A 22,063-nucleotide genomic window follows, 5' to 3' on the forward strand; every position below is an offset into this window, starting at 1 on the left:
TGAGCGTTCCCTATTGGGAAGGCCCGGTGCGAATCACCGGCAGCCATGGCGGACGCGGTTACCTCGAAATGACCGGCTACGATGCGCAGTGACCCCACGGTCGAGGCGGGCAAGGTCTGCGTCACTCTGAAGTGGCCCCGGTCGTTCGGACAGGTCCGATGGGTTCTTAAGCTCTGAAGGGCTCCCTGGATGAGTGGTGGTATGTTGGTTCAGGCGGCCAGGCCCGCCGGCCGCAGGGCGGAACGTCAACAGGGCCCGGAGGCCGGCGGGCCTGGCCAATAGACCTCGTCGGGCGTCTGGTAGGCCAGCCCCTGGTGTGGGCGAGCGGGGTCCGTGTCAACCTTAATTCCGCAGTTGGGCGCCGAGGCCTTGTGCGACTATGTGTTTGGCGTTCAGCCAGGGTGCGGTCGTGTGTTGGGTTTTTCCGACTGGTGCCAACACCTTGAGCCCGGAACAGGCGCCCAACTGCGGAATTTGGGGTCAATCGGACAGCGCCGCTTGCCCGCGTCGTTCGGGCGGGCGCCGTCGCGCCTTCACCACGTTCAGGGCCAGGATGACGGTCAGGGCGGCCGCGCCCACCGCCTCGATGGTCAGGTCGGGCTGGAACACGGCGATGGTCGCGGGGACCACCAGAAGCCGGGACACCGGGTCCAGGGGCGCGAGCAGATGCCCCTCCAGCGCGGCGGCGAAGGCGGCCAGGGCCAGCACCGCCAGCACGGCGGTCCAGATTACCAAAGGCAGCGGGCCACCCATGATGATGACCGGATTGAACACCATGAACAGCGGGATCAGGTACAGGCCCTTGGCGAACTTCCAGGCCTGAAGACTGGTGCGCATCGGCGAGGCCCCGGCGATGGCGGCGCCGGCGAACCCGGCCAGGGCAATGGGCGGTGTGACATTGCTGTCCTGGGAATACCAGAACACCACCAGATGGGCGATCAACAGCGGGACGCCGAAATCCGTATGCAGGGTAGGACCGACCAGCACCACCAGGACGATGTAGGAGGCCGTCACCGGCAACCCCATCCCCAGCACCAGACTCGCCAGCAGCACGAGGACCAGGGCCAGGACGACACTGCCGCCGGACAATGCCACCATCATGGAGGAGAACTTCAACCCCAGGCCGGTCAGGCCGACAACGCCCACCAGAATGCCGGCCACGGCGCAAGCGATGCTGACGGCGACGGCATTTCGGGCGCCCACCTCCAGGGCCTTGACCAGCAGAACGAGACCGCGCAGGGCGGCCCGCCCCACCGCCGCCGCGTCCAGCCGCGCGCCGCGCAGCGGGGCGACGAACAGCATCCACAGCGCGGCGCGGGCGACGGCGACCCCAACGACCGACACGATGGCCCAGAAGCCCACCCGCATGGGCGACAGGTTCATCAACAGCAGGCCGACCAGAACGCCCAGCGGCAGGATGAACTGCCAGCCGTCGGCCAGAACCCGGCGCAGGTCCGGGAGTTCCTCGGGCGCCATGCCCTCCATGCCCTGCTTCAGGGCGGCGATGTGAACGAACAGGTAGACAGTGCCCAGGTACAGCACCGCCGGGAAGATCGAGACGGCGACGATCTCCAGGTACGGGATATGGGTGTACTCCGAGATCAGGAAGGCGCCGGCCCCCATCAGCGGTGGGGTGATCTGGCCACCGGTGGAGGCCGCCGCCTCGATCCCGCCGGCCTGGGACGGGCGGTAGCCCAGGCGCTTCATCAGCGGGATGGTGAAGGCCCCGGTGGTCACCACGTTCGCGATGGCCGAGCCGCTGATCGAGCCCATGCCGGCGGAGGCCAGCACCGCCGCTTTCGCCGGCCCGCCGCGACGGCGGCCGGTGGCGGCATAGGCAAGGTCGATAAAGAACCGCCCGGCGCCCGTGACCTCCAGGAAGGCGCCGAACAGAACGAACACGAAGATGTAGGTGGCTGCGACACCCAGCGGCAGGCCGAAAATACCCTCCTGCCCCAGATAGAGTTGCCCCACCAGACGGTCCAGGTCGTTGCCCCGGTGGGCCAGGATCCCGGGCAGCCCCTCGCCCAGCCACGGCAGCGCCCCCCGGGGACCCGCCAGCGCATAGAGGATCGCGGTCACCGCGATCAGGGTCATTCCCAGACCGATCGCGCGCCGGCTCGCCTCCAGCAGGGTCACCACGGCAATGCAGCCCACGACGATGTCGGTGGTGGTCCAGAAGCCGGCGCGGTTGACGATCTCGTCCAGGAAGACAGTGATGTAAGCACCACTGATGATGGCCCCGCCCAGGAACACCGCGTCGATCAACCGCGCGGGCAGGCTGCGCGCGCCCCGGGTCCTGGTCAGCGGAATCAGCAGGAACGCCAGCGCCATGATGAAGCCGAGATGAATGCCGCGCTGATAGAACAGCCCCAGCGGTTGGATCCCGGCGCCGTACAGTTGGAACAGCGACAGCGCGATCGCGACGGCGGCGATCAGCCAGCCGCGCAGGGATCGCCCTTGCTGTTCCTCCACCGTTTCGGAGGCGGGCGCGGCTCCGGTGGCGGTCATGGCCGAGCCTCCTCGGAGGCGCCCTCTGGTCGCAGGCGAAGGATGACTCGCGTCCCGGCGGCCACCGCCGAGAGCCGGGCGATCCGGCCGTCATCGGTCACCAGACGATGGTCCACGGCCGCCGATCCCACGCGCAGCACATAGGCGTTGCCGGGCACGGGCTCGTCGATGGCGTCGATCAGATAGGTTCCGTCCGGCCCCGCGCGGAACACGCCCCGGCCGGGGACATGGCCCAGTCCGGCGGCGAAGTCGGGCTGGATCGCATGGCTGAGGGTCATACGCCCGCCGTCGTTGACATAGCAGTCCACCACGGGATCCCCGGTCACGGAATGGTTCCAGTGCAGGCACCAACCGCGTCCACGCGCCACGGCCAGCGCCGCGACGCGCCGTCCGTCGGCGGTCACGGCCTCCAGCTGGTCCACGACCCGCTCGCCGGCGCTCGATTCGGGGCTGGCCACCATCAGGACGGGCACCACGAGAACGGCCGGGGCAGCGATCATCGGGCGCCGCCCCGGTCGGCGCCGGCTCACGGCTTCAGGCGGTCGGGCACCTCCGCGCCCGCCTCCTCGTAGTAGCGCGCAGCGCCCGGATGCAGCGGGATCGGCGTCGCGCCCAGGGAGAACGCGATGGTGGTGTCGTTGGCGGCGGGGTGGATGGCCCGCAGTTCGTCCACGTGCTCGAACAGGACGCGGGTCACGTTGTAGGCCAAATCGTCGTCCATGGCGCTGTTGGCGATCAGGACGTTGGGGGTGGAGATGGTCGGCACCGGCTCGGCGATGCCTTCGTAGATGCCGGCGCGCAGGGTATAGGCGGCGAAGGTCGGCTCGGCGGCGCGGGCCTTCTCGATCTCCGTCTCACTCAGGGCGACAAGGGCGATGTCACGGTTGGTGGCGAGGTTGATGATCGAACTCGTCGGCGGGCCAACGCTCCAGAACCCGGCGTCGATGTCGCCATCACGAAGCGCATCGGCGGTTTCGTTGAAGTTCAGACGCTGCGGCTCGAAGTCGTCATAGGTGATGCCGTTGGCCTCCAGGATGGTCTTGGCGCTGACCTCGGTGCCGCTGCCCGGCGCGCCGACCGACACCCGTTTGCCCTTCAGGTCGGCGAGGCTGGTGACCCCGCTGTCGGCCAGGGTGACGATCTGCACCGCGTTGGGATAGATCGAGCCCAGGGCGACGACGTTGTCGAGCTTGCGGTCCTCGAACCGGCCGGTGCCGGTATGGCCCGCGTACACCGTGTCGGCCAGGGCCAGGGCGATGTCGCTGTCCTGACGCGAGACCAGGCCCATGTTCTCGACCGACGCGCCGGTCACTTCCGCCACCGCGCTGGCGCCGTCAACGTACTTGTTGATCAGTTCCGCCAGACCGCCGCCGTAGGGATAGTACACACCGCCGGTGCCGCCAGTGGCGATGGACAGTTGGGTCTCGGCCAGGGCAGGAGCGGACACCCCGATCAGGGCCGCCGCGAACAGATTGCGCACAATTCTCATGGAACATCCTCCCTGTTGTGGCTGGATCGCAGTTGTTTTTTTCGCGCAACACATCCGGCCGAAGCCTGTCGCCGCGTGCCCAGCCCTTTGTCGATCTTGTCGTTTGGGTCCATCGTCGTCGCGATCCGGTCAGAACCGCGCGAGATTCGCCCGAAAACCCGACGTTATTTGTCCGGAATGCAGACCATGCTGTCAAGGCCGCCGTCCGCGCGCCGTCAGCAAGTCAGGAGCCGGTGTCGTCACTTGGCTCCGGCAAACCCAACACGGCGTCCCAGGGCGCTGCGCCGTCGTACCAGACAGAGCTGGACGGGGAAATCTGGACAGGGCGATAAGTGGATTTCCTGCCTGAGATCGGCGACGATGCCGAGACAGGAGACATCTTATGGCGAGACGACCGCTTATGGCGAGACGACCGCGCCTGAACCACGTTCCGGCTTTCAAGGCGAAGGTGGCCCTTGCGGCCATCAAGGGCGAGAAGACGCTGGCCGAGTTGGCGCAATAGTTCGACGTCCACCCGAACCAGATCACGGCTTGGCGCGCCCCGCTCCCGGGGGGCGACGTGTTTGCCGGGCGCCATTCTTCCACCCACCTGCGGGCCTGCGGTCATCCGGAGTTGGTCACGGATGGCCCGCGTGCCTATCACGCCGCGACGGGTCGCGCTGGCCTGCGATCCGGAGCGGATGAGCGTCGGGCGGCGTTGCCCGCATTGATGGAGGCCGGACCACACCTGGACCGCGCCGGATTTGCCCGGGACCTGGAGCAGGAACTCCGCACCATGTGGGGCCGGGAGGGGACCGTCCGCTTCGGAGCGGCCTGCAATGGAAGCGGACGATTTTTCCAATCAGCATGAAGCCCGTGGGGCCCGACGCTGCCTTTTCGTCCTTCGCCCAGGATTCGGAAGGAGAAGGGCCGCGCCCCGAAGGTAGGCGACTTCATGGATGACCTCAAAAGTATAGATTCGGTCCTGGTCACCTTCATCCAATACATCGATAGCGGCTTCGGCCTACTGCAGGGCGACGTCTCCTTCCTGACTACTGTCCGTATATCGGCATCGACATCACCCTGGCCTAGCTGTTCTGGCTTCGGGGTGCCGAATAGGGGGGCAATCGTCGCGCCGGGTTACATCCATCTCGACAACGGCATCATCGCCCTCCGGTTCAATGCCCAGGCAGCGCTCAGGACCGAGCAGCCGCCTGACCTGCGCGGTGGCGTTGCCGGTGGTCAGCCGCAGCGATCAACGGCGGGATCGTGGGTCGTGCCGCGCAATCGCGCCTGGTAGTCGCCACGCCGCCAGTCGGCGCGGGCCAGCCAGTGCGGCTCGGGCTGTCGGTCGGCCTGATCGTCCGCGATTTCCACCTCGTCGAACCCGGCCCGGCGCGCCATCGCATACTGATCGGCGATGAGCGGACCGGCCGCGCGCAGGCGCCCGGTGAACCCCCTCGCCCGCAGGCGGTGCGCCACTGTGAACCCCCGACCATCCGAGAAGACGGGGAATCGCACCCGGATGGCCGCGATCCCCGACAGATCGAGGCTCGTGGCATCGACCCCCGGTTCCAGATCGAGCACGCTGGCCCGGGCGGTGTCGTCGGTCCAGTCATCGGAGTGGAATCCGTCGTCGCGAACGATCACCGTCATGCCGCCTGCTCCCTGGTTCGGCGGTGGATCCGCCCGTCCGTGTCGATGTGGATACCGCATTCCGTCTTCGCCGATCCGCGCCAGCGGCCGGCGCGTTCGTCCTCGCCGGCGGCCACCGGCGTTGTGCAGGGCGCGCAGCCGATGGACGGATAGCCCTTGGACACCAGCGGATGCCGGGGCAGGTCGTACCGGTCCATGTAGTCGCGGGTATCCGATTTGGTCCAAAGTGCGAGCGGGTTCACCTTGAGCCGTCCGGCCGCGTCGATCTCGCATTCCGGCAAGTCCGCGCGGGCACCCCCCTGAATGCGCTTGCGACCCGTCAGCCAGGCATCGAACCCGATCAGCGCGGCGTCCAGCGGCGCCGTCTTGCGCAAGGCGCAGCAGGCGTCGTGATCCGACCGGTGCAGGGTTCCGTCCGTATCGCGGGTGGCCAGGGTGGCGGCGTCGGGTCTGATGCGCCGGACATCACGCAGCCCGAGACGATCGGCCACGTCGGTCTGATACGCCAGCGTTTCGGCGAACAGCATCTCGGTGTCCACGAACAGAACCGGCAGGGCGCGATCGATCCTGGACACCAGATGCAGCAGGACCACGGACTCCGCCCCGAACGACGTCACGAGGGCGACACGGTCCGCTCCATGCTCGCCGATGATGCGCGCCAGCGTCGCAAGGGCGCCGGTGGGGCGATCCGGTTCGCTGATGAATCCCGCCGCATCGTCCGGGACCGGCACGGGAAACTCATGCGACATGACGGTCGGCCTCCTCCCGATGATAAAGCGCGGCCTTGAAGGGCGCCGGACCGAGGCGGCGGTAGGCCGCCAGGAAGGTCTCTTCCGGGTCAAGGCGCAGGTCGAGATAGGCCAGCAGCAGCCGTTCGAGGGCCGGGATCAGCTCATCGGCCGAGAAGCCGGGACCGACCCGCTCGGCGATGGCGGCGGTTTCCGTGCCGTCGCCGCCCAGGGTGATCTGGTAGTTCTCCACCCCCGCCCGGTCGAGCCCCAGGATGCCGATGTGCCCCACATGGTGGTGGCCGCAGGCGTTGATGCAGCCCGAGATCTTGAGTTTGAGCGGCCCGATCTCGTGCTCCAGCTTCAGGTCCTCGAACCGCGTGGCGATCTGCTGCGCGATGGGGATCGAACGGGCGGTGGCCAGGGCGCAGTAGTCCATCCCCGGGCAGGCGATGATATCGGAGATGAGACCGATGTTGGCGGTGCCCAAGCCGGCCTGGACCAGCCGGGCGTGCAGGGCGGGAAGATCGGCGCGGGCGACATGCGGCAGGATGACGTTCTGTTCGTGGCTGATACGCAGTTCGCCATAGCCGTAGGCGTCGGCCACGTCCGCCATGACGCGCATCTGCTCGGCCGTGGCGTCGCCCGGCGTGGCCCCATGTGCCTTCAGGCTGATGGTGACGATAGCGTGGTCGTCCCGCCGATGGGAGGTCAGGTTGGTATCGGCCCAGGCCCGGAACACCGGATCACGGCGGCCCGCCAGATAGGGGGCGGTGTCCTTGGCGATGAACGCGGGCGGCGCGAAGGCGGCCTCGATGTCGGCCAGGATGCCTTGGTCGACGCTGGCGAAGTGCGGCCGGCGGCGCTGGAACTCTTCCTCCACCAACGCCCGGAAGCGGTCCAGGCCTTCTTCCTGCACGGTGATCTTGATGCGCGCCTTGTACTTGTTGTCCCGTCGCCCGAAAATGTTGTAGGCGGCCAGGATGGCCTCGACATAGGGCAGCAGGTCGGCCTTGGGCAGGAAGTCGCGGAGGGTCGGGCCGAGAACCGGCGTGCGCCCCAGGCCGCCGCCCACGATCACCTCGTAGCCGGGCCGTCCCTGATCGTCGCGCACCATGCGCAGGCCGATGTCGTGCGCCCGGGTGACCGCGCGGTCGTGGGGACTGCCGGTGATGGCGATTTTGAACTTGCGCGGCAGGAACTGGAATTCCGGATGATCGGTGGACCACTGCCGCAGCAGTTCGGCCGTGGGCCTCGGGTCCTCGATCTCATCGGCGGCGGCGCCGGCGAAATGGTCGGCGGTGACATTGCGGATGGTGTTGCCCGACGTCTGAATGGCGTGCATCTCGACATCGGCCAGGGCCTCCAGGATGTCGGGCACGTCCTTCAGCTTCGGCCAGTTGTACTGGATGTTCTGGCGCGTGGTGAAGTGGCCGTAGCCCTTGTCCCAGCGCTCGGCGATCAGGGCAAGCTGGCGCATCTGGCGCGACGAAAGCGTGCCGTAGGGGATCGCTACCCGCAGCATGTAGGCGTGCAGTTGCAGGTACAGGCCGTTCATCAGCCGCAGCGGCTTGAACTCGTTCTCGGTCAGCGCGCCCGAAAGCCGGCGGTCGACCTGGGCGCGGAACTGGTCGACGCGAGTGCGCACATACGCGTCGTCGAACTCGGTGTAGCGGTACATTCTCGCGGTCTCCTCCAGGACGAGCCGGATCAGGGGTGGGGGCTGGTCTCGGCCTGTTTGCCGTGGCGGTAGTTGGACGGCCCCAGGGTCCGGAACACCTCGCGGAAGTGGACCGGTTCGGGGCCGGCGGCGCCGGCGCGGGCGTCGGCCAGATAGGCGTCGACCACCCGGTCGACCTGACCCATGGCCTCGCGCAGCCGCTGCTGCGCCTCGCCCGCGTCGGTCAGCAGGGCGGCCTCGCGATGGGTGGGGCTCCAGCGACCGTCGCCGGTCAGATAGACGGCCTCGCCGGTCAGCAGGTCGTTGGCGGTGACCACCTTGGGGGTGAAACGTCGGTTCACAGGGCGATCTCCTCGGGGGTGTCGAGCATGGGGAACGCGGGCAGCGCGGCCTCGGCGGCGGCCGGGGCCAGGCCATAGAGGATGACGGCGGGTCCGGTCAGGCCGGCCGTCTCCAGGACGTCGGGCAGGCGGGCGAGCGATGTGGCCAGCGTACGCGCGTCCGGACGCGACGCGTTGGCCACCACCGTGACTGGAGTCTCGGGGTCGGCGCCGTGCATCATCAGGCGACCGGTCAGGAACCGGGTGGCGCGCTTGCCCATGTAGATGGCGGCCACCGAGCCGGACCGGGCCAGGGCTCGCCAGTCGTGCTCGGCGAAGCCCTTGACGTCGTGTCCGGTCAGGACCTGGTAACCGCTGTTGCGGCCCCGGCGGGTCAGGCTGCGGCCGATGGACGCGGCGGCGGCGGAGGCCGCCGTGATTCCGGGGATCACCGCATGGTCGAGACCCGCGTCCCGGACAGCCTCGATCTCTTCGTCAAGACGGCCGAACACGGCGGGGTCCCCCGCCTTCAGCCGCACCACGCGGGCGCCGGCGCGGGCGTGCTCGATCATCAGCCGGTTGATGGCGTCCTGCGGGGTTGAGGGGCCGAACCCCTCCTTGCCGGCCTCGATCATCGTCGCCTCGCGCCGCGCCAGATCGAGAATGCCGGGCGCGACGAGGCGGTCGTGAAGGACCACGTCCGCGCCGTCGAGCGCCTTGCGCGCCTTCAGGGTGAGCAGATCAGGATCGCCGGGGCCGGCGCCGACAAAATCGACCCGACCCGGTTCCGGCTGGTGCGCCAGATGCCGGGCGAGCAGGGCCTCCAGCGCCGCGTCGAGGGGCGTGCCGCGCGCCAGGGCGGCCGGCCCGTCCGTGCCATACCAGGCCGCCCAGAAGGCGCACCGGGCGCGCACGCCGGGCAGCGCCCGCGCGCGGTCGCGGAACGCCCGGCCGGCCTCGGCCAAAGCGGACACGCCGGACTCCAGACGCTTCTCCAGTTCGCCCTTCAGGGTGCGCGCCAGGACGGGCGCGGCGCCTTCGGTGCCGATGGCGATGGTGATCGGCGTCCGGTCGACGATGGCGGGCGTGATGAACTGCGAGGCGACCAGATCGTCGACCACGTTGACAAGCACCCCCTGAGCCCGAGCCAAGCCGGCGACGCGGGCATCCTCGTCCACCTCCCCGGTGGCGGCGTAGGCCAGGACCGCGCCGGCGATGTCCTCGGCGCGGATCGCCCGGTGCTCCAGCCGTAGGCGGCCGGCGGCGGCCCAGCGCGCGATGTCGGCGGCCGGATCCGCGGCGAACACGGTGATCGCGGCCTGTGTCTTGAAGAGCAGGCGCAACTTCGCCAGCGCGGCCTCGCCGCCGCCGGCGACCACCACGCGTGACTGCGTCAGGTCGAGAAAAATCGGGAAATGGCGCATTCCTGGGGTCCTCCGTTCCCAGGGAGAATAGGAAACTTTCCCGACATTTGGCCAGATACCGCTTGCAATAAGAACGAAAAGGCGGCAATCATCCACTATTATAGAACAGTATTCCTGATTGAGGCCCGAGCCGGAATGGCACCCCCACTCGATGCGCTGGACCGGAAAATCCTCGTTGCGCTGCAGGCGGACGCGGGGCAATCGCTCGACGAGATCGCACGCGCGGTGGGCTCGTCGAAGACACCGGTGTGGAACCGAATGCGCAAAATGCGCGAGGCTGGGGTGATTCGCCGCCAGACGGTGGAGTTGGACGCGGAGGCCCTGGGCCTGGAGGCCTGCTTCTTCGTGCTGATCCGCACCTCGGAACACGACGCGAGTTGGCAGCGCGCCTTCCTGGAGGCGCTGAACCGCCGCCCCGAGGTGATGGAGGCACACCGGCTGGCGGGCGATATCGACTACATCCTGAAGGTGCGGGTGCCGAATGCCCGGGCCTATGACACGTTCTATCAGGCGCTGATCGCCGATGTGCGGATCCACAACGTGACCGCCCTGCTCAGCATGGAAGAGATCAAGGCCACGACAGCCCTTCCCCTGGGCGGTCCGGTCGACTGACTTTGGGGTGGCGTGGAAAACGGCACGGCGGTTGCCGCTGGGATCGGCGCGGTATCGACCCCTTGCCGGCAAGGGTATCGTTGACCCTCAGTTGGGTACGCCCAATGCCCCGAGTCGGCGAAGGGTCATTTGGCTAGGCCGGTGCCCATCTCACTCCGGCGGGCCAAGGGCGCAGTCTGCCAAAGACACAGCGTCCAGGGCCTGGAAAAACGCCTCCTGGGCCAGCGCCAGCGGTCGCTTCAGCCGGCACCGGGCGGTCAGGGTGCACGTGCCGCCATCGGCCTGAAAGCACTCCACCAGCGCCTGCCGAGGTTCCAGGGCGCGGGCGATGTCACCCAGCGTGATGTCGGTGGCGGGTCGGCCGAGTTGGAATCCGCCCCCCGATCCCCGCCGCGTGGTCACGAAGCCCAGCACCGCCAGTTCGCGAACCACTTTGGTCAGGTGATTGCGGGAGATCCCCAATTCCCGGGCCAGCCCTTCGGCGGTGAAGAGCTGATCCGGCTCGCCGGCCAGGCGCATCAGCGCCCGTAGGCCATAATCAGTGAACAGGGTCAGGCGCATGTCAGGGGTCCGGATCCACGGTCGCGGCGGCATCTCCAAATAAGCATTTGAGAAGCCGATTTCGATCTTGTAAATAGGCATCTGCGATGCCGATTAAGCCGTGTCGGCGGTCGGGATCGCCGCAGTCTCACAGGCATGGAGCGCCAAACCAGATGTTCTGCTTTCAATGCGAAGAAGCCGCCACCGGAACGGGATGCACCGTCAAGGGGACCTGCGGCAAGCCGGAAACGACCGCTGTCCTTCAGGACGTGCTGATCTTTGCCATTCGGGGTCTGGCCTGGACCGCCGAGACCCTCCACGCCGTCGCTCTCGGCTCTGAGGAGCGCGACGGCGGTGCCGGGCCCCGTGCCCTGCTGGCGGATCAGGCGCCGTTCCTGCGCGAGGCTTTGTTCGCGACCATCACCAATGTCAACTGGGATGAGTCCCGCCTCCGCGCCATGATCACGGAGGCGTTGGACCGGCGCGATGCCCTGGCGCGCGCGGTGGTCGCCGGCGGTGGATCGCTGAACGACGCCCCCGAGGCCGCCGTCTGGCGGGCGCCCGAGGCGACCTGGCTGGAAAAAGGCGTCGAGGTCGGCGTTCTGGCGACCGCCGACGCGGACCGGCGTTCCCTGCGCGAGCTTCTGGTGATCGGCGTGAAGGGCATCGCCGCCTACGCCCAGCACGCGGCGACTCTGGGGCGCACGGACCCGCAGGTCGATGACTTCATCCGCGAGGCGCTGGCGTCCACCTGTCGGGATCTGCCCCGAGAGGACATGATCGCCCTGGTTCTGCGGGCCGGATCGGTCGCGGTGTCGGCCATGGCGCTGCTGGACGCCGCCAACACCGATACCTATGGCCATCCCGAAATGACCCGGGTTTCCACCGGGGTCGGCGACCGCCCGGGCATTCTGATCAGCGGCCACGACCTGAAGGATCTGGCCGACCTGCTGGAGCAAACGGCCGGAACCGGCATCGATGTCTACACCCACGGGGAAATGCTGCCGGCCCACGCGTATCCCAGCCTGGCCCGACACAGCCATCTTGTGGGCAACTACGGCGGCGCTTGGTGGCGGCAGACGACCGAGTTCGAGTCGTTCCAGGGGCCCATCCTGATGACCACCAACTGCCTGGTCCCACCCCGCCGCACCAACACCTACCTGTCCCGGTTGTTCACCACCCGCGCGGTCGGATACCCGGGGGCTATGCACATTCCCGACGCGCCGGATGGTACCGCGAAAGACTTCTCCGTCGTCATCGAACGGGCGCGCCAGTGTCCGCCCCCCCAACCGCTGCAGGGACCGGACCTGTCGATCGGGTTCGCCCACCAACAGGTCCTGTTGCTGGCCGATCAGGTCGTCGCGGCGGTGTCCAGTGGGGCCGTCCGTCGGTTCGTGGTCATGGCCGGGTGCGATGGCCGGCACACGGGCCGCCAGTACTACTCCGATCTGGCGGAGGCCCTGCCCGAGGACGCCATCATCCTGACCGCAGGATGCGCGAAGTATCGTTACAACACTCTGGACGTGGGCACCGTCGGCGGTCTTCCGCGCCTGCTGGATGCCGGGCAGTGCAACGATTCCTACTCCCTGGTCAAGATCGCCCTGGCGTTGAAAGAGGCCCTGGGCGTCGAGGACATCAACGATCTGCCGATCGCCTACGATATTGCCTGGTACGAACAGAAAGCGGTGGCCGTGCTGCTGGCCCTGTTGTCGCTGGGCGTCAAGGGGATCCGTCTGGGGCCAACTCTGCCGGCGTTCCTGTCCCCGGCGGTGGCGGAGACCCTGGTCTCGACGTTTGACCTGAAGCCGATTGGCACGGTCGCCGAGGATTGCGCCGCGATCATGGCGGACGCCTGAAGGGATCACCCTCATGACACAACGGACCAAGAACGCAGGCTTTCTGGAACGCGGTTTTCGTCCGTTCTTCCTGGTGGCCGGGGTGTATGCCACGGTCGCCATGGCCCTGTGGCTGCTGTTCCTGCGCGGCGGAGTCCTGCTGTCGGGACCGATGGACCCACTGTCGTGGCACGCCCACGAGCTGTTGTTCGGCTTCGCCGGCGCCGCCGTCGCTGGGTTCGTGCTGACGGCGGTGCCGAACTGGACCGGGCGTCTGCCGCTGTCGGGCGTACCGTTGCTCCTGCTGGTTCTGCTGTGGGCGGCGGCCCGTATGCTGGCGGCGCTGCCGGTGCCCTGGCCGCTGGCGGCGGCGGTGGACGTGGCCTTTCCGGTGACCCTGTGCGCGGTCGTCGTGCGGGAGGTGATCGCCGCCGGCAATCGGCGCAACCTGCCGGTCGGGGTTGCGCTCGGTCTGCTGGCCATCGCCGCGACGCTCGACTGGATGGAAACCGGCTTCATTCTCCCTGACACCAACCTTGGGCCACGCCTGGGCATTGCGGTGCTGGTGGGGCTGACGGCCCTGATCGGGGGCCGCATCGTGCCCAACTTCACGCGCAACTGGCTGACGCAGCAGGCGGCGGAGGGGCTGCCGGCGCCGTTCGGCCGGTTGGATCAGGCCGCGATGGTCGTCACCGTGGTCGCGTTGCCGGTCTGGGCGATCCAGCCGGAGGGCGTGATCGTGGCGGTCCTGCTCGGCCTGGCCGGCGCCCTTAATCTTGGGCGTCTGGCGCGCTGGCGCGGGATGGCGACGGGCGCCGAGCCGCTGGTCTGGATCCTGCACGTTGGCTATCTGTGGATCCCGCTCGGCCTGCTTCTCGCGGCGGCGTCCGCCGGCTGGCCCGGTCTGGTGCCGGAGGTCGCCGCCCTGCACGGTCTGACGGTCGGCGCCATCACCGTCATGATCGTGGCCGTAATGACCCGGGCCACACTCGGTCATAGCGGCCTGCCGTTGCACGCGGGCTGGCCGACGACGCTGGTCTACCTGCTGCTGCTGACCGCCGCCGTGTCGCGGGTCTGGGCCGGCGTGTCGGACGGTCTGTACATGCCGTTGCTGCTGACGTCCGGCGGGGCCTGGATCGGCGGCTTCACGCTCTATCTGTTGCGCTACGGCCCGATCCAGATCGCGCCCCGGCGCGCGCCGGACGGCGGGTGAGTCCAGGACGGAGCGGACGGACCATGGCGAGCGGTTTCCTGGAATTCGGGGCCGCGTTGGTGGCCTTCATCGGCTCCCACGCGGTGGCGGGACTGCCGGGCATTCGCGGGCGTCTGCTGGCCGGCCTGGGCGAGAGGACCTACCGGATCGTCTATTCGGTCGTCTCCCTGGCCCTTCTGACCTGGGTCATCTCAGCGGCCGTCCGGGCGCCCTATGTCGGGCTGTGGGGACCGTTTCCCGGGACCACCGCCCTGCTGGTCACGGTGATGGCGCCGGCCAGCGTCCTGCTGGCCGCCTCGATCCTGGAGCGGAACCCCTTTTCGCTGTCCTTCGCGCGGGGCCGGTTCGATCCCGCCCGACCGGGAACCGCCGGACTGATCCGCCATCCCCTTCCCGTGGCCTTCGCCCTGTGGGCGGGAGCCCATCTGATCGCCAACGGGGATGCGGTCCAGGCCGTGCTGTTCGGATCCCTGCTGGCCCTGTCCCTGGCTGGACCGACCATCGGTGCGACAAAGGCCCGGCGCAGTCACGGCGTGACGCGTCTGGCCGCCTGGCGCGAGGAGATGGCGCAGGCGCCGTTTCGTTGCCGAATTCCGCGCCCCATCACCTGGATCGCCGGGCTTGGGCTTTACGGGGCCTTGCTGCTCCTCCATGGACCGGTCATCGGTCCGGATCCCCTGGCGATGCTTTTGGGGGGCGTGAAAACGGCCTGATGGCCCATGAACATGGGCCGCTGAACGCAAAGCGTGCCTCCCAAGCCGGGACCGTCGCTTGGTGAGGTGGCCCAAAGATCGTGGACGCTACCGAAACGAAGCCCTTTCAGGTATCATCGACGCGGCGGTTCAAGGACATTTGGGCACGTCCGTCAAGGGAACTCGTATGCGGTCCAAACTCACGAGCAGCGCCCGAAATCGGGTCTTGACGGTCGGTGCGCTCGTGTCCCTGTGCGCGACCGCAGCCCTCATCGTGTGAATCGGCTGAACCGAATGACCCCCTATCGGCAAGGGGTCAATCTCTTCAGCAGATTGATGTATCTTTCGGGGCCTTTCTTCTATCGAACGAGTTTAGGTGGAACCGAGTGGGAGGGCAACCGTCGCGCCGATTCACGCCCAGCAATTGGCTGAAGGGCAGCGTGGTGATCTGCTGCAGCCTCTTCGAGGTGAACGCCTGTGCTCAGGCGTGAGGTTCCGCCAAAGTGTCGCAACGCAAGCGTTTCATCGGCCTCGACCGCGCCGCAGAAGTCCGAAGCCAGCGGTGTCTGACGATGACCTGCTCAACGCCATCCGCAGCGACTTGGCAGACTCTCCCTGCTCCGGCGAAGGGCATCGCAAGGTGTCGCCCACTTGCGGGTGCGCGACGGCTCACGCCTTGTACGGCCACGCGGATGTCCGGTCGCGGGAACGACGCAGGCCCTGGCAAACGACTGACATGGGCGCGTTCCGGAATGGACGACAGGGGGCCGACGAAAGGGACGGTCGCCTTTCGCGGCGGGGCGGAGGACAAGCGGACCTCTGGTTGCAAGCCGACCCACGCCACGGCAGTCGCTGATTAGCCGCGATCAAGGAAATTGCCGCCTGTTGATCGACTCGCATGCGGCATACCGTGTCCTTGCTGGTCAATCACGGCCAGAGGAGAAAGGCAATGGGACATTCACAATATGACCCTGTTTCGCAGGGACAGCGCGCATGGAATGCAGGCCGGAAAGTTGGCGCAAAGCGCGCCCTGAAGCCCCGGCAAATATGGGCAATCCGCTTTTTTCTTGATCGGGAGGGCCGCCTTCGGGATCGCGCTTTGTTCGACCTCGCGATCGATAGCAAGTTGCGGGGATGCGATCTCGTGAAGATCAAGATCGGGACCCTCGTTGCCGGACCAGAAATCCGAACACGAGCCATGGTGGTGCAACAGAAGACGGCGACACCGGTGCAGTTCGAGATCATGGCCGATGCCCGAGCGAGTCTGCTTGCATGGCTCGAGCGGCGCGGAGGTGCCGTGGACGACTTTGCCTTTCCCAGCCGGGTTGATCACGCAAACCACATCAGTACGCGGCAGTATGCACGCCTTGTTGACGAGTGAGTTTCGGCAATCGGCCTTCGACGCGAAGAGTACGGGACGCACTCGCTTCGTCGCACCAAGGCCTCGCTGATCTACAAGGCGACGGGCAACCTTCGAGCGGTTCAGATCCTGCTCGGGCACACCAAAATCGAGAGCACTGTCCGGTATCTCGGCGTTGACATTGAAGATGCGCTGGCCCTTGCCGAAGCCACCGAGCTCTGACCGAAGGGGCCGCCCGCCGCGTTCGCGCGCAGGGCTGCGGCAACGGAAATGGATCACGCTGAATTGGAAGAATCCTCTTGATGGGATGCAGCGAGGCGCCTGGATGCGCGACAAGGGGGCCATCTGCGGCCGGTGTCTGGCCCGCGCCCTGCACGTCGTGACGAAACAGCGCCAGGGTGGCGGTATGGCGACCAAAGCCCTCGGTGATGCGAAGGAAGGCGATGCGGCCGTTGAGCTCTCGGATACGGCCGGGCTGTCGCTTGGGCCCTTGGATCGATCCGCGTATGCTTCGGGGCATGGGCACGGTGACATCCCTTTTCGCGCGCAAGATGGTCGCCGCGGCGGGCGACGGCATCGATGCGCCCGCGCTGCTGGCGTGGGCGGGCCTCGATCCGGTCGGGCCTTGGGATCCGGCGGTCATGATCCCGGCCGAAACCTACTACACCCTGCTGGAGCGCATCGCGGAGCAGGTGGACGTCACGGACCTGCCCGTCCGGGGCGGTGCCGCCATGCGCTGTGACGATTACGGCGCGCTCGGTTTGGCCTGGAAGGCCGCCCTTGACCTGATGGGGTCGTTTGCGCGGGTGGAGCGATATGCCCGCCTGTGGACCAGCGTCGTCCGCTATGAACGGCGCCCCGATGCGCGCGGCATGCTGTTCATCCTGCATCGGCCCGGCGCGCGCCGTCTGGGTCTGCGGCTGTCCAACGAAGCGACGCTGGCCAGTGCGATCTCGCTGGCCCGGCAGGTCAGTCGCGCGCCGGTCTCGCCGTTGGAGGTCCGCTTTCGTCATGCGGCGCCGAAGACGACGGCGCACCACGAGGCCTGGTTCGGGTGCCCGGTGTGGTTCGGCGCCGACCTTGATGCGCTTTTGATCTCGGACGAAGCCCTGACGCGGCCGAACATCCTGGGGGACGAGGGCATCTCGCGCTATCTGATCTCGCACCTTGACGCGGCGTTGGCGCGGGTGACCGAGGACGGCGACCTAGTCACACAGGCCAGGGACGCGATTGCCCGGGCGCTGAGCGAGGGTCCGCCCCGCATGGATGCGATCGCCCAGGGCCTGGGGCTGAGCGCGCGCTCGTTCCACCGGCGCCTGTCCGAACACGGTCTGACCTTCCAGACCCTGACCGACACCACCCGGCGCGAACTGGCCGAGGGGCTGCTGCGCGACGGTCGCCACGGACTGGCCGAGATCGCCTTCCTGACCGGGTTCTCGGATCAGAGTGCGTTCACCCGCGCGTTCAAGCGCTGGGTCGGCGAGACGCCGGCGAACTATCGCAAGGCGGGCCGATCACCCTGACCGTCCCCTGGCGGCAACGGTCAAAACCCTGGCGGGCGCGGTCAATACCGCACCGGGGAGCTATGTCTATCCTCCGGCTTCGATCACACGTCAGGGAGTCAAGACCATGCCCACCGACCCCATTCTCGTCATCGGCGCCACCGGCAAGACCGGATCGCGCGTCGCCGCCCGGCTGGACGCGCAGGGCCATGCGGTCCGGCGCGCATCGCGCAACGCCGCCATCCCGTTCGACTGGGAGGCGCCGGAGACTTGGCCGGCCGCGCTGGACGGAGTCCGGTCCGCCTATGTGACCTATTTCCCCGACCTCGCCTTTCCGGGCGCGGTGGACCGACTGGGCGCCCTGTGCCGGGCCGCGACCGTCGCCGGTGTCGAGCATCTGGTTTTGCTGTCGGGGCGCGGCGAGCATCACGCCCGCATGGGCGAGGATGTGGTCAGACGGGCCGGGCCGGCGTTCACCATCGTGCGCGCCGCCTGGTTCGCGCAGAACTTCAGCGAGGGCCAGTTGCGCGCGCCGATCCTCTCTGGTGTGCTGCCGATGCCCGGCGGCGGGGTCGCGGAACCGATCATCGATGTGGAGGATATCGCCGATGTGGTCGTGGCCGCCCTGACGGAGCCGCGCCACCGAGGTCAGCTCTACGAGGTGACCGGCCCGCGTCTGATGACCTTCGCCGACATGGCCGCCGACCTGTCCGCCGCGCTGGGGCGGCCGATCCGTCATGAGCCGATCTCGTTCGAGGACTTCCACGCCACCGTCGCGCGCGCGGCCGGGGATTTCGTGGCCGACGTCTTCACGGCCATCGCGCGCGAGACACTGGACGGCCGGAACGCGCACCTGTGCGATGGCGTTCAGCGCGCCCTGGGCCGCCCGCCGCGTGACTTCGCGGACTTCGCCCGCACGGCCGCGAAGGCCGGCGTCTGGAACCAGGCGGCCTGAGCCACCTGACTCGAGCCGGCGCGCCCCCATGGGCGGGGGCCGTCGGGAAAATCCCGGGACCCATGCGGGACGACATCCCCAACGGCCTCGGCATCGCCCCCGGACCAGACCCGCACCAAAAAAAAGGCTGCCAACAGGGCCTTGCGAGGACTGGTCTCCAACCGGGGCGAGGTGGCTTGGTCGGTCATGGTGCTGGCCTTGTCTCAATCGGTACTCGGCCGACGGGGCAGGATCAACCCCGCCCGGTCACCCATCTTTCGGGGCGATGGTCAGCAGATATCCCGTCCGGTGAACCGTCACGATCTCCGCCACGTTCGGAGGAATGCGTTTTCTCACTCGGGCGATCAGGACGTCCACGGTGCGGTCGCCGGGGCTCCAGTCGCGGCCGCAGGCGGCCTGGGTCAGGTCGTCCCGCGTCAAGACTTCACCTTCGTTCTCCAGCAACACCAGCAGCAGGCGGGCCTCGGCGGGCGGCAGGAAGACGGCCGCGCCGTCGATGGTCAGCCGGCGCGACAGGGGCAGGAACGACAGGCGTCCGCGCGTGATCGGCTGGGAGCGGTCACTGGCGCGTTGCCGGGCGCGGTCCATCAGCATGAAGCGGATGCGGCTGCTCAGGTCCGCCGGGCTGAACGGCTTGGTGACGTACTCGGTCGCCCCCAGGCCCAGGCCCAGGATGCGGTCCTGGGTGTCGCCCATCCGCGACAGCACGATGACCGGGCAGTCCGAGGCCCGCCTTATGGTCTGAATCAGCAGCAGCCCGTCGCTGTCCGGCAGCCGGCGGTCGAGCACAATCAGATCAAAGGTGCGGTGCTCAAGATGCGCCTCGGCCTCGCGCGCCGACGCGGCGGTGTGCTGGCAGGCGCCGGCGCGGCGGACCACGTCGCCCAGGGCGATCTGAACCACCGGGTCATCCTCCACGCACAGCACGTCGCCCAGATCGCCGGGCATCGCCTCGGGCGCGGACGCAAAGGTCGAGCGGGCGGTGCTCACGGCCCCTCCACCACGGCGGCGATGGCGGCCCACGACGGACTGTCGGCCGGGTCCCGGTCCAGGACCCCGATCAGGTCGGTCAGGTCCCCGGCGTCGGCGTCGGCCCGGCAGAGGCGCTCCAGGTCGCGCAACGGCTCCTCAAGGTCGCGCAGGCCAAGCAGGGCGGAACTGCCCGCCAGACGGTGGGCCAGATCGGCGATGGTTGCGGGGGCCGGCGGGTCGTCCTCGGTGACGCGGGAGAGAGTGGCGCGAAAGTCCCGCCATTGCGTCTGGAAGGCCTGTGCCATGGCGCGGATGCTGTCGGGCGACAGTTCCTGGAGCGCGGATCGCTCTGCCGCGGGGTCGGTCGGGCCGACCGGGGCCGCGTCGGCGCCGAACAGGGCCTGCCCCAGCGTGGCCCGGTCGGCGGGTTTCGCCACCACCGCGTCGAACAGGGCATGGACTTCCCGGGCCCCGTTGACGACCTCGACGTTGGCGGTCAGGGCGATGATGCGCGCGTCGGCCACCGTACCGCGCTCGCGCAGGGCGCGGACCAGGGCCGAGCCGTTGCCGTCGGGCAGCACGTAGTCCACGACCATGGCGTCATAGGCCCCGGTCTCGATGGCGGTCAGGGCGGCGGCCACGCTGTCGGCGTGATCGACGGCAAAGCCCAGGTGCTCCAGGTTGTGGGTGGTGATGACGGTGCAGTTCCAGTCGTCGTCCACCAGCAGGCAGCGCTGTCCCTCCGCCCGGGCGACCGGCGCCGCAAGAGGCGGCGGATCGGGCACGGCGTCGTCGGCGCTGTCCGTCCCGTAGGGCAGTTCGAACCAGACCAGGGTGCCGCTGTCCCCGGTCTCGGCGCCGATGCGCCCGCCCATCGCGCCGAGAAGGCGGTTGCAGATGGCCAGCCCCAGGCCGGCGCCGCCCGCGCCGGTGTAGCGGGCGTTGGTCTCGTCGAAGGGCTGGACCAGGGCCTTGGCGTCCTCCTCGGAAAGCCCTGGACCGTGATCGGAGACCTCGAAGCGAACCACACCGGCGCCGTCGGGTCCCTCCGGGGCCGACACACGGACGCCGACACCGCGCCCGTCGTCGAAGCGGATGGCATTGTGGACGAGGTTGGACAGCACCTGACGCGTCATGGCCCAGTCGAGGCACAGACACGCGGGGACATCGTCGGCGATGTCCACCGACAGCCGGGTGGCCTGCCCGGCCCGGACGGGCACGACGACGCGCCGGAACGCCGCCAGCGCGGCGGCGATGTCGGTGGGCACGACGCGCGGCACCGGCGGCCCGTCCTCCAGTTTGGAGTAGTCGAGCACAGTGTTGAGGGTCTGCAACAGGGTCTGTCCGGCACCCTCGATCACGTCCAGGTAGGTGCGACGGGTGCCCGGTTCAGCCGTGCGCAGCAGGTCGGCGGCGCCAAGCACGGCGTGAAGGGGGGTGCGGATCTCGTGACTGATGGTGGCCAGGAATCGCGACATCTGCCGTTCCGCCCGCTGCGCGTCCTCGACGGCGCGGCGGTGGGCGGTGATGTCGTTCAGCAGCAGCACATGGCCCAGGGTGGTCCGCTCCAGGGCGTCGTGCAGCGGCCTCATGCGCACGTCGAAGCAGCGCGGCCCCTCCACGGTTTCCAGCCAGACGCTCCGTTCTCCCTCTTCCGCCGAGTCGATCAGGGGGGCGAGCATCGTCTCCAGCACCGATTTCCGCTGGCGCATGTGCCGCAGATAGACGATATCGCCGGCCTCCGCATCGCCCAGGAACAACTCGGCGGCGGCCTGGTTGGCGTTGACCAGCGCGCGGGCGCGGTCGAACAGAAAGGCCGGCGAGCGCAGGCTTTCGAAGATGGCGAGGTAGCGGTCCTTGTCGAGCGCCAGCGCCCGGGTGCGCGCCTGGAGTTCGATCAACCGCTCGCCCTTGGTGGCGACGGCCCAGTCGGCGACGATGCTCAGTTCGGCGCCGTCGAAGAAGTCGCGCACACGGTCGATGACGGCGGCGCGGGTCGCGTCCGGTCCCGGCATGTCCGCCAGAACCCCGCAATAGACGTTCCGGAAGTGCTTCAGCAGGCCCAGGAACATCTGCACGGTGATCCCGCGCGAGCGATGGCGGCGGGCGACCTCGCGCAACCGGGCGAAGCGCGGGTCAAGCCCATAGTCCACGGGAGCGCCCAGGGCCTCACCGTCGGTCCCGGCTTGGTCATGGGCCACGGTGGCGCACAGGCTTTCCGACAGGGTCAGCACCGCTTCCACCCAGGCCGCGCGGATGGTGGTGGCGAGAGGCGCATAGCCGTGCGTCTTGGCGATGGCGAGGGAGCGGTCCACCAAGACCTCCTGGCGGTCGTCCAGGAACCGCGCCAGGATGTCGGCAAGGCCGCTGTCGGCATTGCCCGAGTCCCGGATCGCCATGGGCTGGGCCTGGGATTGGTCCATCATGGTCCTGCCGGCCGAAAACGGCCGCCCCTCCCGTTATGACTGCGGGATCGTTGCTGTCCCGTTTCCCGATTACACCAACCCAGGCCCGGACGCCAAGTCCGCTTGTCGTTGCGTTTACCTCTCATTTACACGCCGTAACAACTTCGCAGCCTTTAAAGGCCCCATCTT

Annotated in this window: 19 protein-coding genes and 1 pseudogene; 9 read left to right on the forward strand and 11 right to left on the reverse strand. The window is 68.3% G+C overall.

Annotated elements, in window-relative coordinates; translation table 11 throughout:
* The coding region (locus Q0309_RS14255) for a lipocalin family protein (protein ID WP_299442525.1) at positions 1 to 92 on the forward strand (92 nt) is incomplete at its 5' end.
* 388 nt (positions 93 to 480) lie between these two features.
* Here the strand turns inward: Q0309_RS14255 and Q0309_RS14260 are convergent.
* The 3 genes from Q0309_RS14260 to Q0309_RS14270 are packed head-to-tail and all read right to left on the reverse strand — an operon-like array spanning position 481 to position 4,000.
* Complete coding sequence (locus Q0309_RS14260) at positions 481 to 2,511, reverse strand: TRAP transporter fused permease subunit (protein ID WP_299442463.1); 2,031 nt, start codon at positions 2,509 to 2,511, stop codon at positions 481 to 483.
* Entirely contained in the window at positions 2,508 to 3,011 is a 504-nt protein-coding gene (locus Q0309_RS14265; protein ID WP_299442466.1) for a DUF1850 domain-containing protein, read from the reverse strand. The genes Q0309_RS14260 and Q0309_RS14265 overlap by 4 nt, the downstream gene beginning before the upstream one ends.
* A gap of 26 nt (positions 3,012 to 3,037) precedes the next feature.
* A complete protein-coding gene (locus tag Q0309_RS14270) occupies positions 3,038 to 4,000 on the reverse strand; it encodes a TAXI family TRAP transporter solute-binding subunit (protein WP_299442469.1) in 963 nt (320 codons plus the stop codon).
* 934 nt (positions 4,001 to 4,934) lie between these two features.
* Here Q0309_RS14270 and Q0309_RS14275 point away from each other — a divergent pair.
* A pseudogene (locus Q0309_RS14275) lies at positions 4,935 to 5,068 on the forward strand (P-type conjugative transfer protein TrbL); the annotation flags it as partial.
* A 153-nt stretch (positions 5,069 to 5,221) separates the two neighbouring features.
* Here Q0309_RS14275 and Q0309_RS14280 read toward each other — a convergent pair.
* The 5 genes from Q0309_RS14280 to cysG are packed head-to-tail and all read right to left on the reverse strand — an operon-like array spanning position 5,222 to position 9,788.
* Positions 5,222 to 5,635, reverse strand: a complete 414-nt coding sequence (locus Q0309_RS14280; RefSeq protein WP_299442472.1) for a DUF934 domain-containing protein — start codon at positions 5,633 to 5,635, stop codon at positions 5,222 to 5,224.
* Positions 5,632 to 6,384, reverse strand: a complete 753-nt coding sequence (locus Q0309_RS14285; RefSeq protein ID WP_299442475.1) for a phosphoadenylyl-sulfate reductase — start codon at positions 6,382 to 6,384, stop codon at positions 5,632 to 5,634. Before Q0309_RS14285 ends, Q0309_RS14280 begins: the two co-directional genes overlap by 4 nt.
* Positions 6,374 to 8,044 (reverse strand): nitrite/sulfite reductase, encoded by a 1,671-nt coding sequence (locus Q0309_RS14290; RefSeq protein ID WP_299442478.1) that lies wholly within the window; start codon positions 8,042 to 8,044, stop codon positions 6,374 to 6,376. The genes Q0309_RS14285 and Q0309_RS14290 overlap by 11 nt, the downstream gene beginning before the upstream one ends.
* A 29-nt stretch (positions 8,045 to 8,073) precedes the next feature.
* Positions 8,074 to 8,385 carry a DUF2849 domain-containing protein gene (locus tag Q0309_RS14295; protein ID WP_299442481.1) on the reverse strand — a complete coding sequence of 104 codons (312 nt, stop codon included), beginning with the start codon at positions 8,383 to 8,385 and terminating at the stop codon, positions 8,074 to 8,076.
* Complete coding sequence (gene cysG, locus Q0309_RS14300) at positions 8,382 to 9,788, reverse strand: siroheme synthase CysG (RefSeq protein ID WP_299442483.1); 1,407 nt, start codon at positions 9,786 to 9,788, stop codon at positions 8,382 to 8,384. The genes Q0309_RS14295 and cysG overlap by 4 nt, the downstream gene beginning before the upstream one ends.
* Positions 9,789 to 9,923: 135 nt before the next feature.
* On the opposite strand from cysG, the gene Q0309_RS14305 reads away from it, so the two are divergent.
* The gene (locus Q0309_RS14305; RefSeq protein ID WP_299442484.1) at positions 9,924 to 10,400 is read left to right on the forward strand and encodes an Lrp/AsnC family transcriptional regulator; all 477 of its coding nucleotides are present in this window, start codon (positions 9,924 to 9,926) and stop codon (positions 10,398 to 10,400) included.
* A gap of 150 nt (positions 10,401 to 10,550) precedes the next feature.
* On the opposite strand, the gene Q0309_RS14310 is transcribed toward Q0309_RS14305, so the two are convergent.
* Positions 10,551 to 10,961 carry an Rrf2 family transcriptional regulator gene (locus Q0309_RS14310; protein ID WP_299442485.1) on the reverse strand — a complete coding sequence of 137 codons (411 nt, stop codon included), beginning with the start codon at positions 10,959 to 10,961 and terminating at the stop codon, positions 10,551 to 10,553.
* Between the two features lie 152 nt (positions 10,962 to 11,113).
* Here Q0309_RS14310 and hcp point away from each other — a divergent pair, with 152 nt between their 5' ends.
* From hcp to Q0309_RS14340, 6 genes are all read left to right on the forward strand, one after another.
* A complete protein-coding gene (gene hcp / locus Q0309_RS14315; protein WP_299442487.1) occupies positions 11,114 to 12,796 on the forward strand; it encodes a hydroxylamine reductase in 1,683 nt (560 codons plus the stop codon).
* Positions 12,797 to 12,809: 13 nt separating this feature from the next.
* Positions 12,810 to 13,988, forward strand: a complete 1,179-nt coding sequence (locus Q0309_RS14320; protein WP_299442489.1) for an NnrS family protein — start codon at positions 12,810 to 12,812, stop codon at positions 13,986 to 13,988.
* 23 nt (positions 13,989 to 14,011) lie between these two features.
* Entirely contained in the window at positions 14,012 to 14,701 is a 690-nt protein-coding gene (locus Q0309_RS14325; RefSeq protein ID WP_299442492.1) for an NnrU family protein, read from the forward strand.
* 1,429 nt (positions 14,702 to 16,130) lie between these two features.
* Entirely contained in the window at positions 16,131 to 16,262 is a 132-nt protein-coding gene (locus Q0309_RS14330; protein WP_299442528.1) for a hypothetical protein, read from the forward strand.
* 284 nt (positions 16,263 to 16,546) lie between these two features.
* Entirely contained in the window at positions 16,547 to 17,563 is a 1,017-nt protein-coding gene (locus Q0309_RS14335) for an AraC family transcriptional regulator (protein ID WP_299442494.1), read from the forward strand.
* 106 nt (positions 17,564 to 17,669) lie between these two features.
* Positions 17,670 to 18,497 (forward strand): NmrA family NAD(P)-binding protein, encoded by an 828-nt coding sequence (locus tag Q0309_RS14340; RefSeq protein WP_299442498.1) that lies wholly within the window; start codon positions 17,670 to 17,672, stop codon positions 18,495 to 18,497.
* A gap of 246 nt (positions 18,498 to 18,743) precedes the next feature.
* Here Q0309_RS14340 and Q0309_RS14345 read toward each other — a convergent pair whose 3' ends face one another.
* Entirely contained in the window at positions 18,744 to 19,487 is a 744-nt protein-coding gene (locus Q0309_RS14345) for a response regulator transcription factor (protein WP_299442501.1), read from the reverse strand.
* Positions 19,484 to 21,895, reverse strand: coding sequence for an ATP-binding protein (locus tag Q0309_RS14350; RefSeq protein WP_299442504.1), 2,412 nt, complete (start codon positions 21,893 to 21,895; stop codon positions 19,484 to 19,486). Before Q0309_RS14350 ends, Q0309_RS14345 begins: the two co-directional genes overlap by 4 nt.
* Positions 21,896 to 22,063: the final 168 nt, after the last annotated feature.

It is taken from the genome of uncultured Rhodospira sp. (assembly GCF_937138205.1).
Taxonomy (GTDB): Bacteria; Pseudomonadota; Alphaproteobacteria; order Rhodospirillales; family Rhodospirillaceae; genus Rhodospira.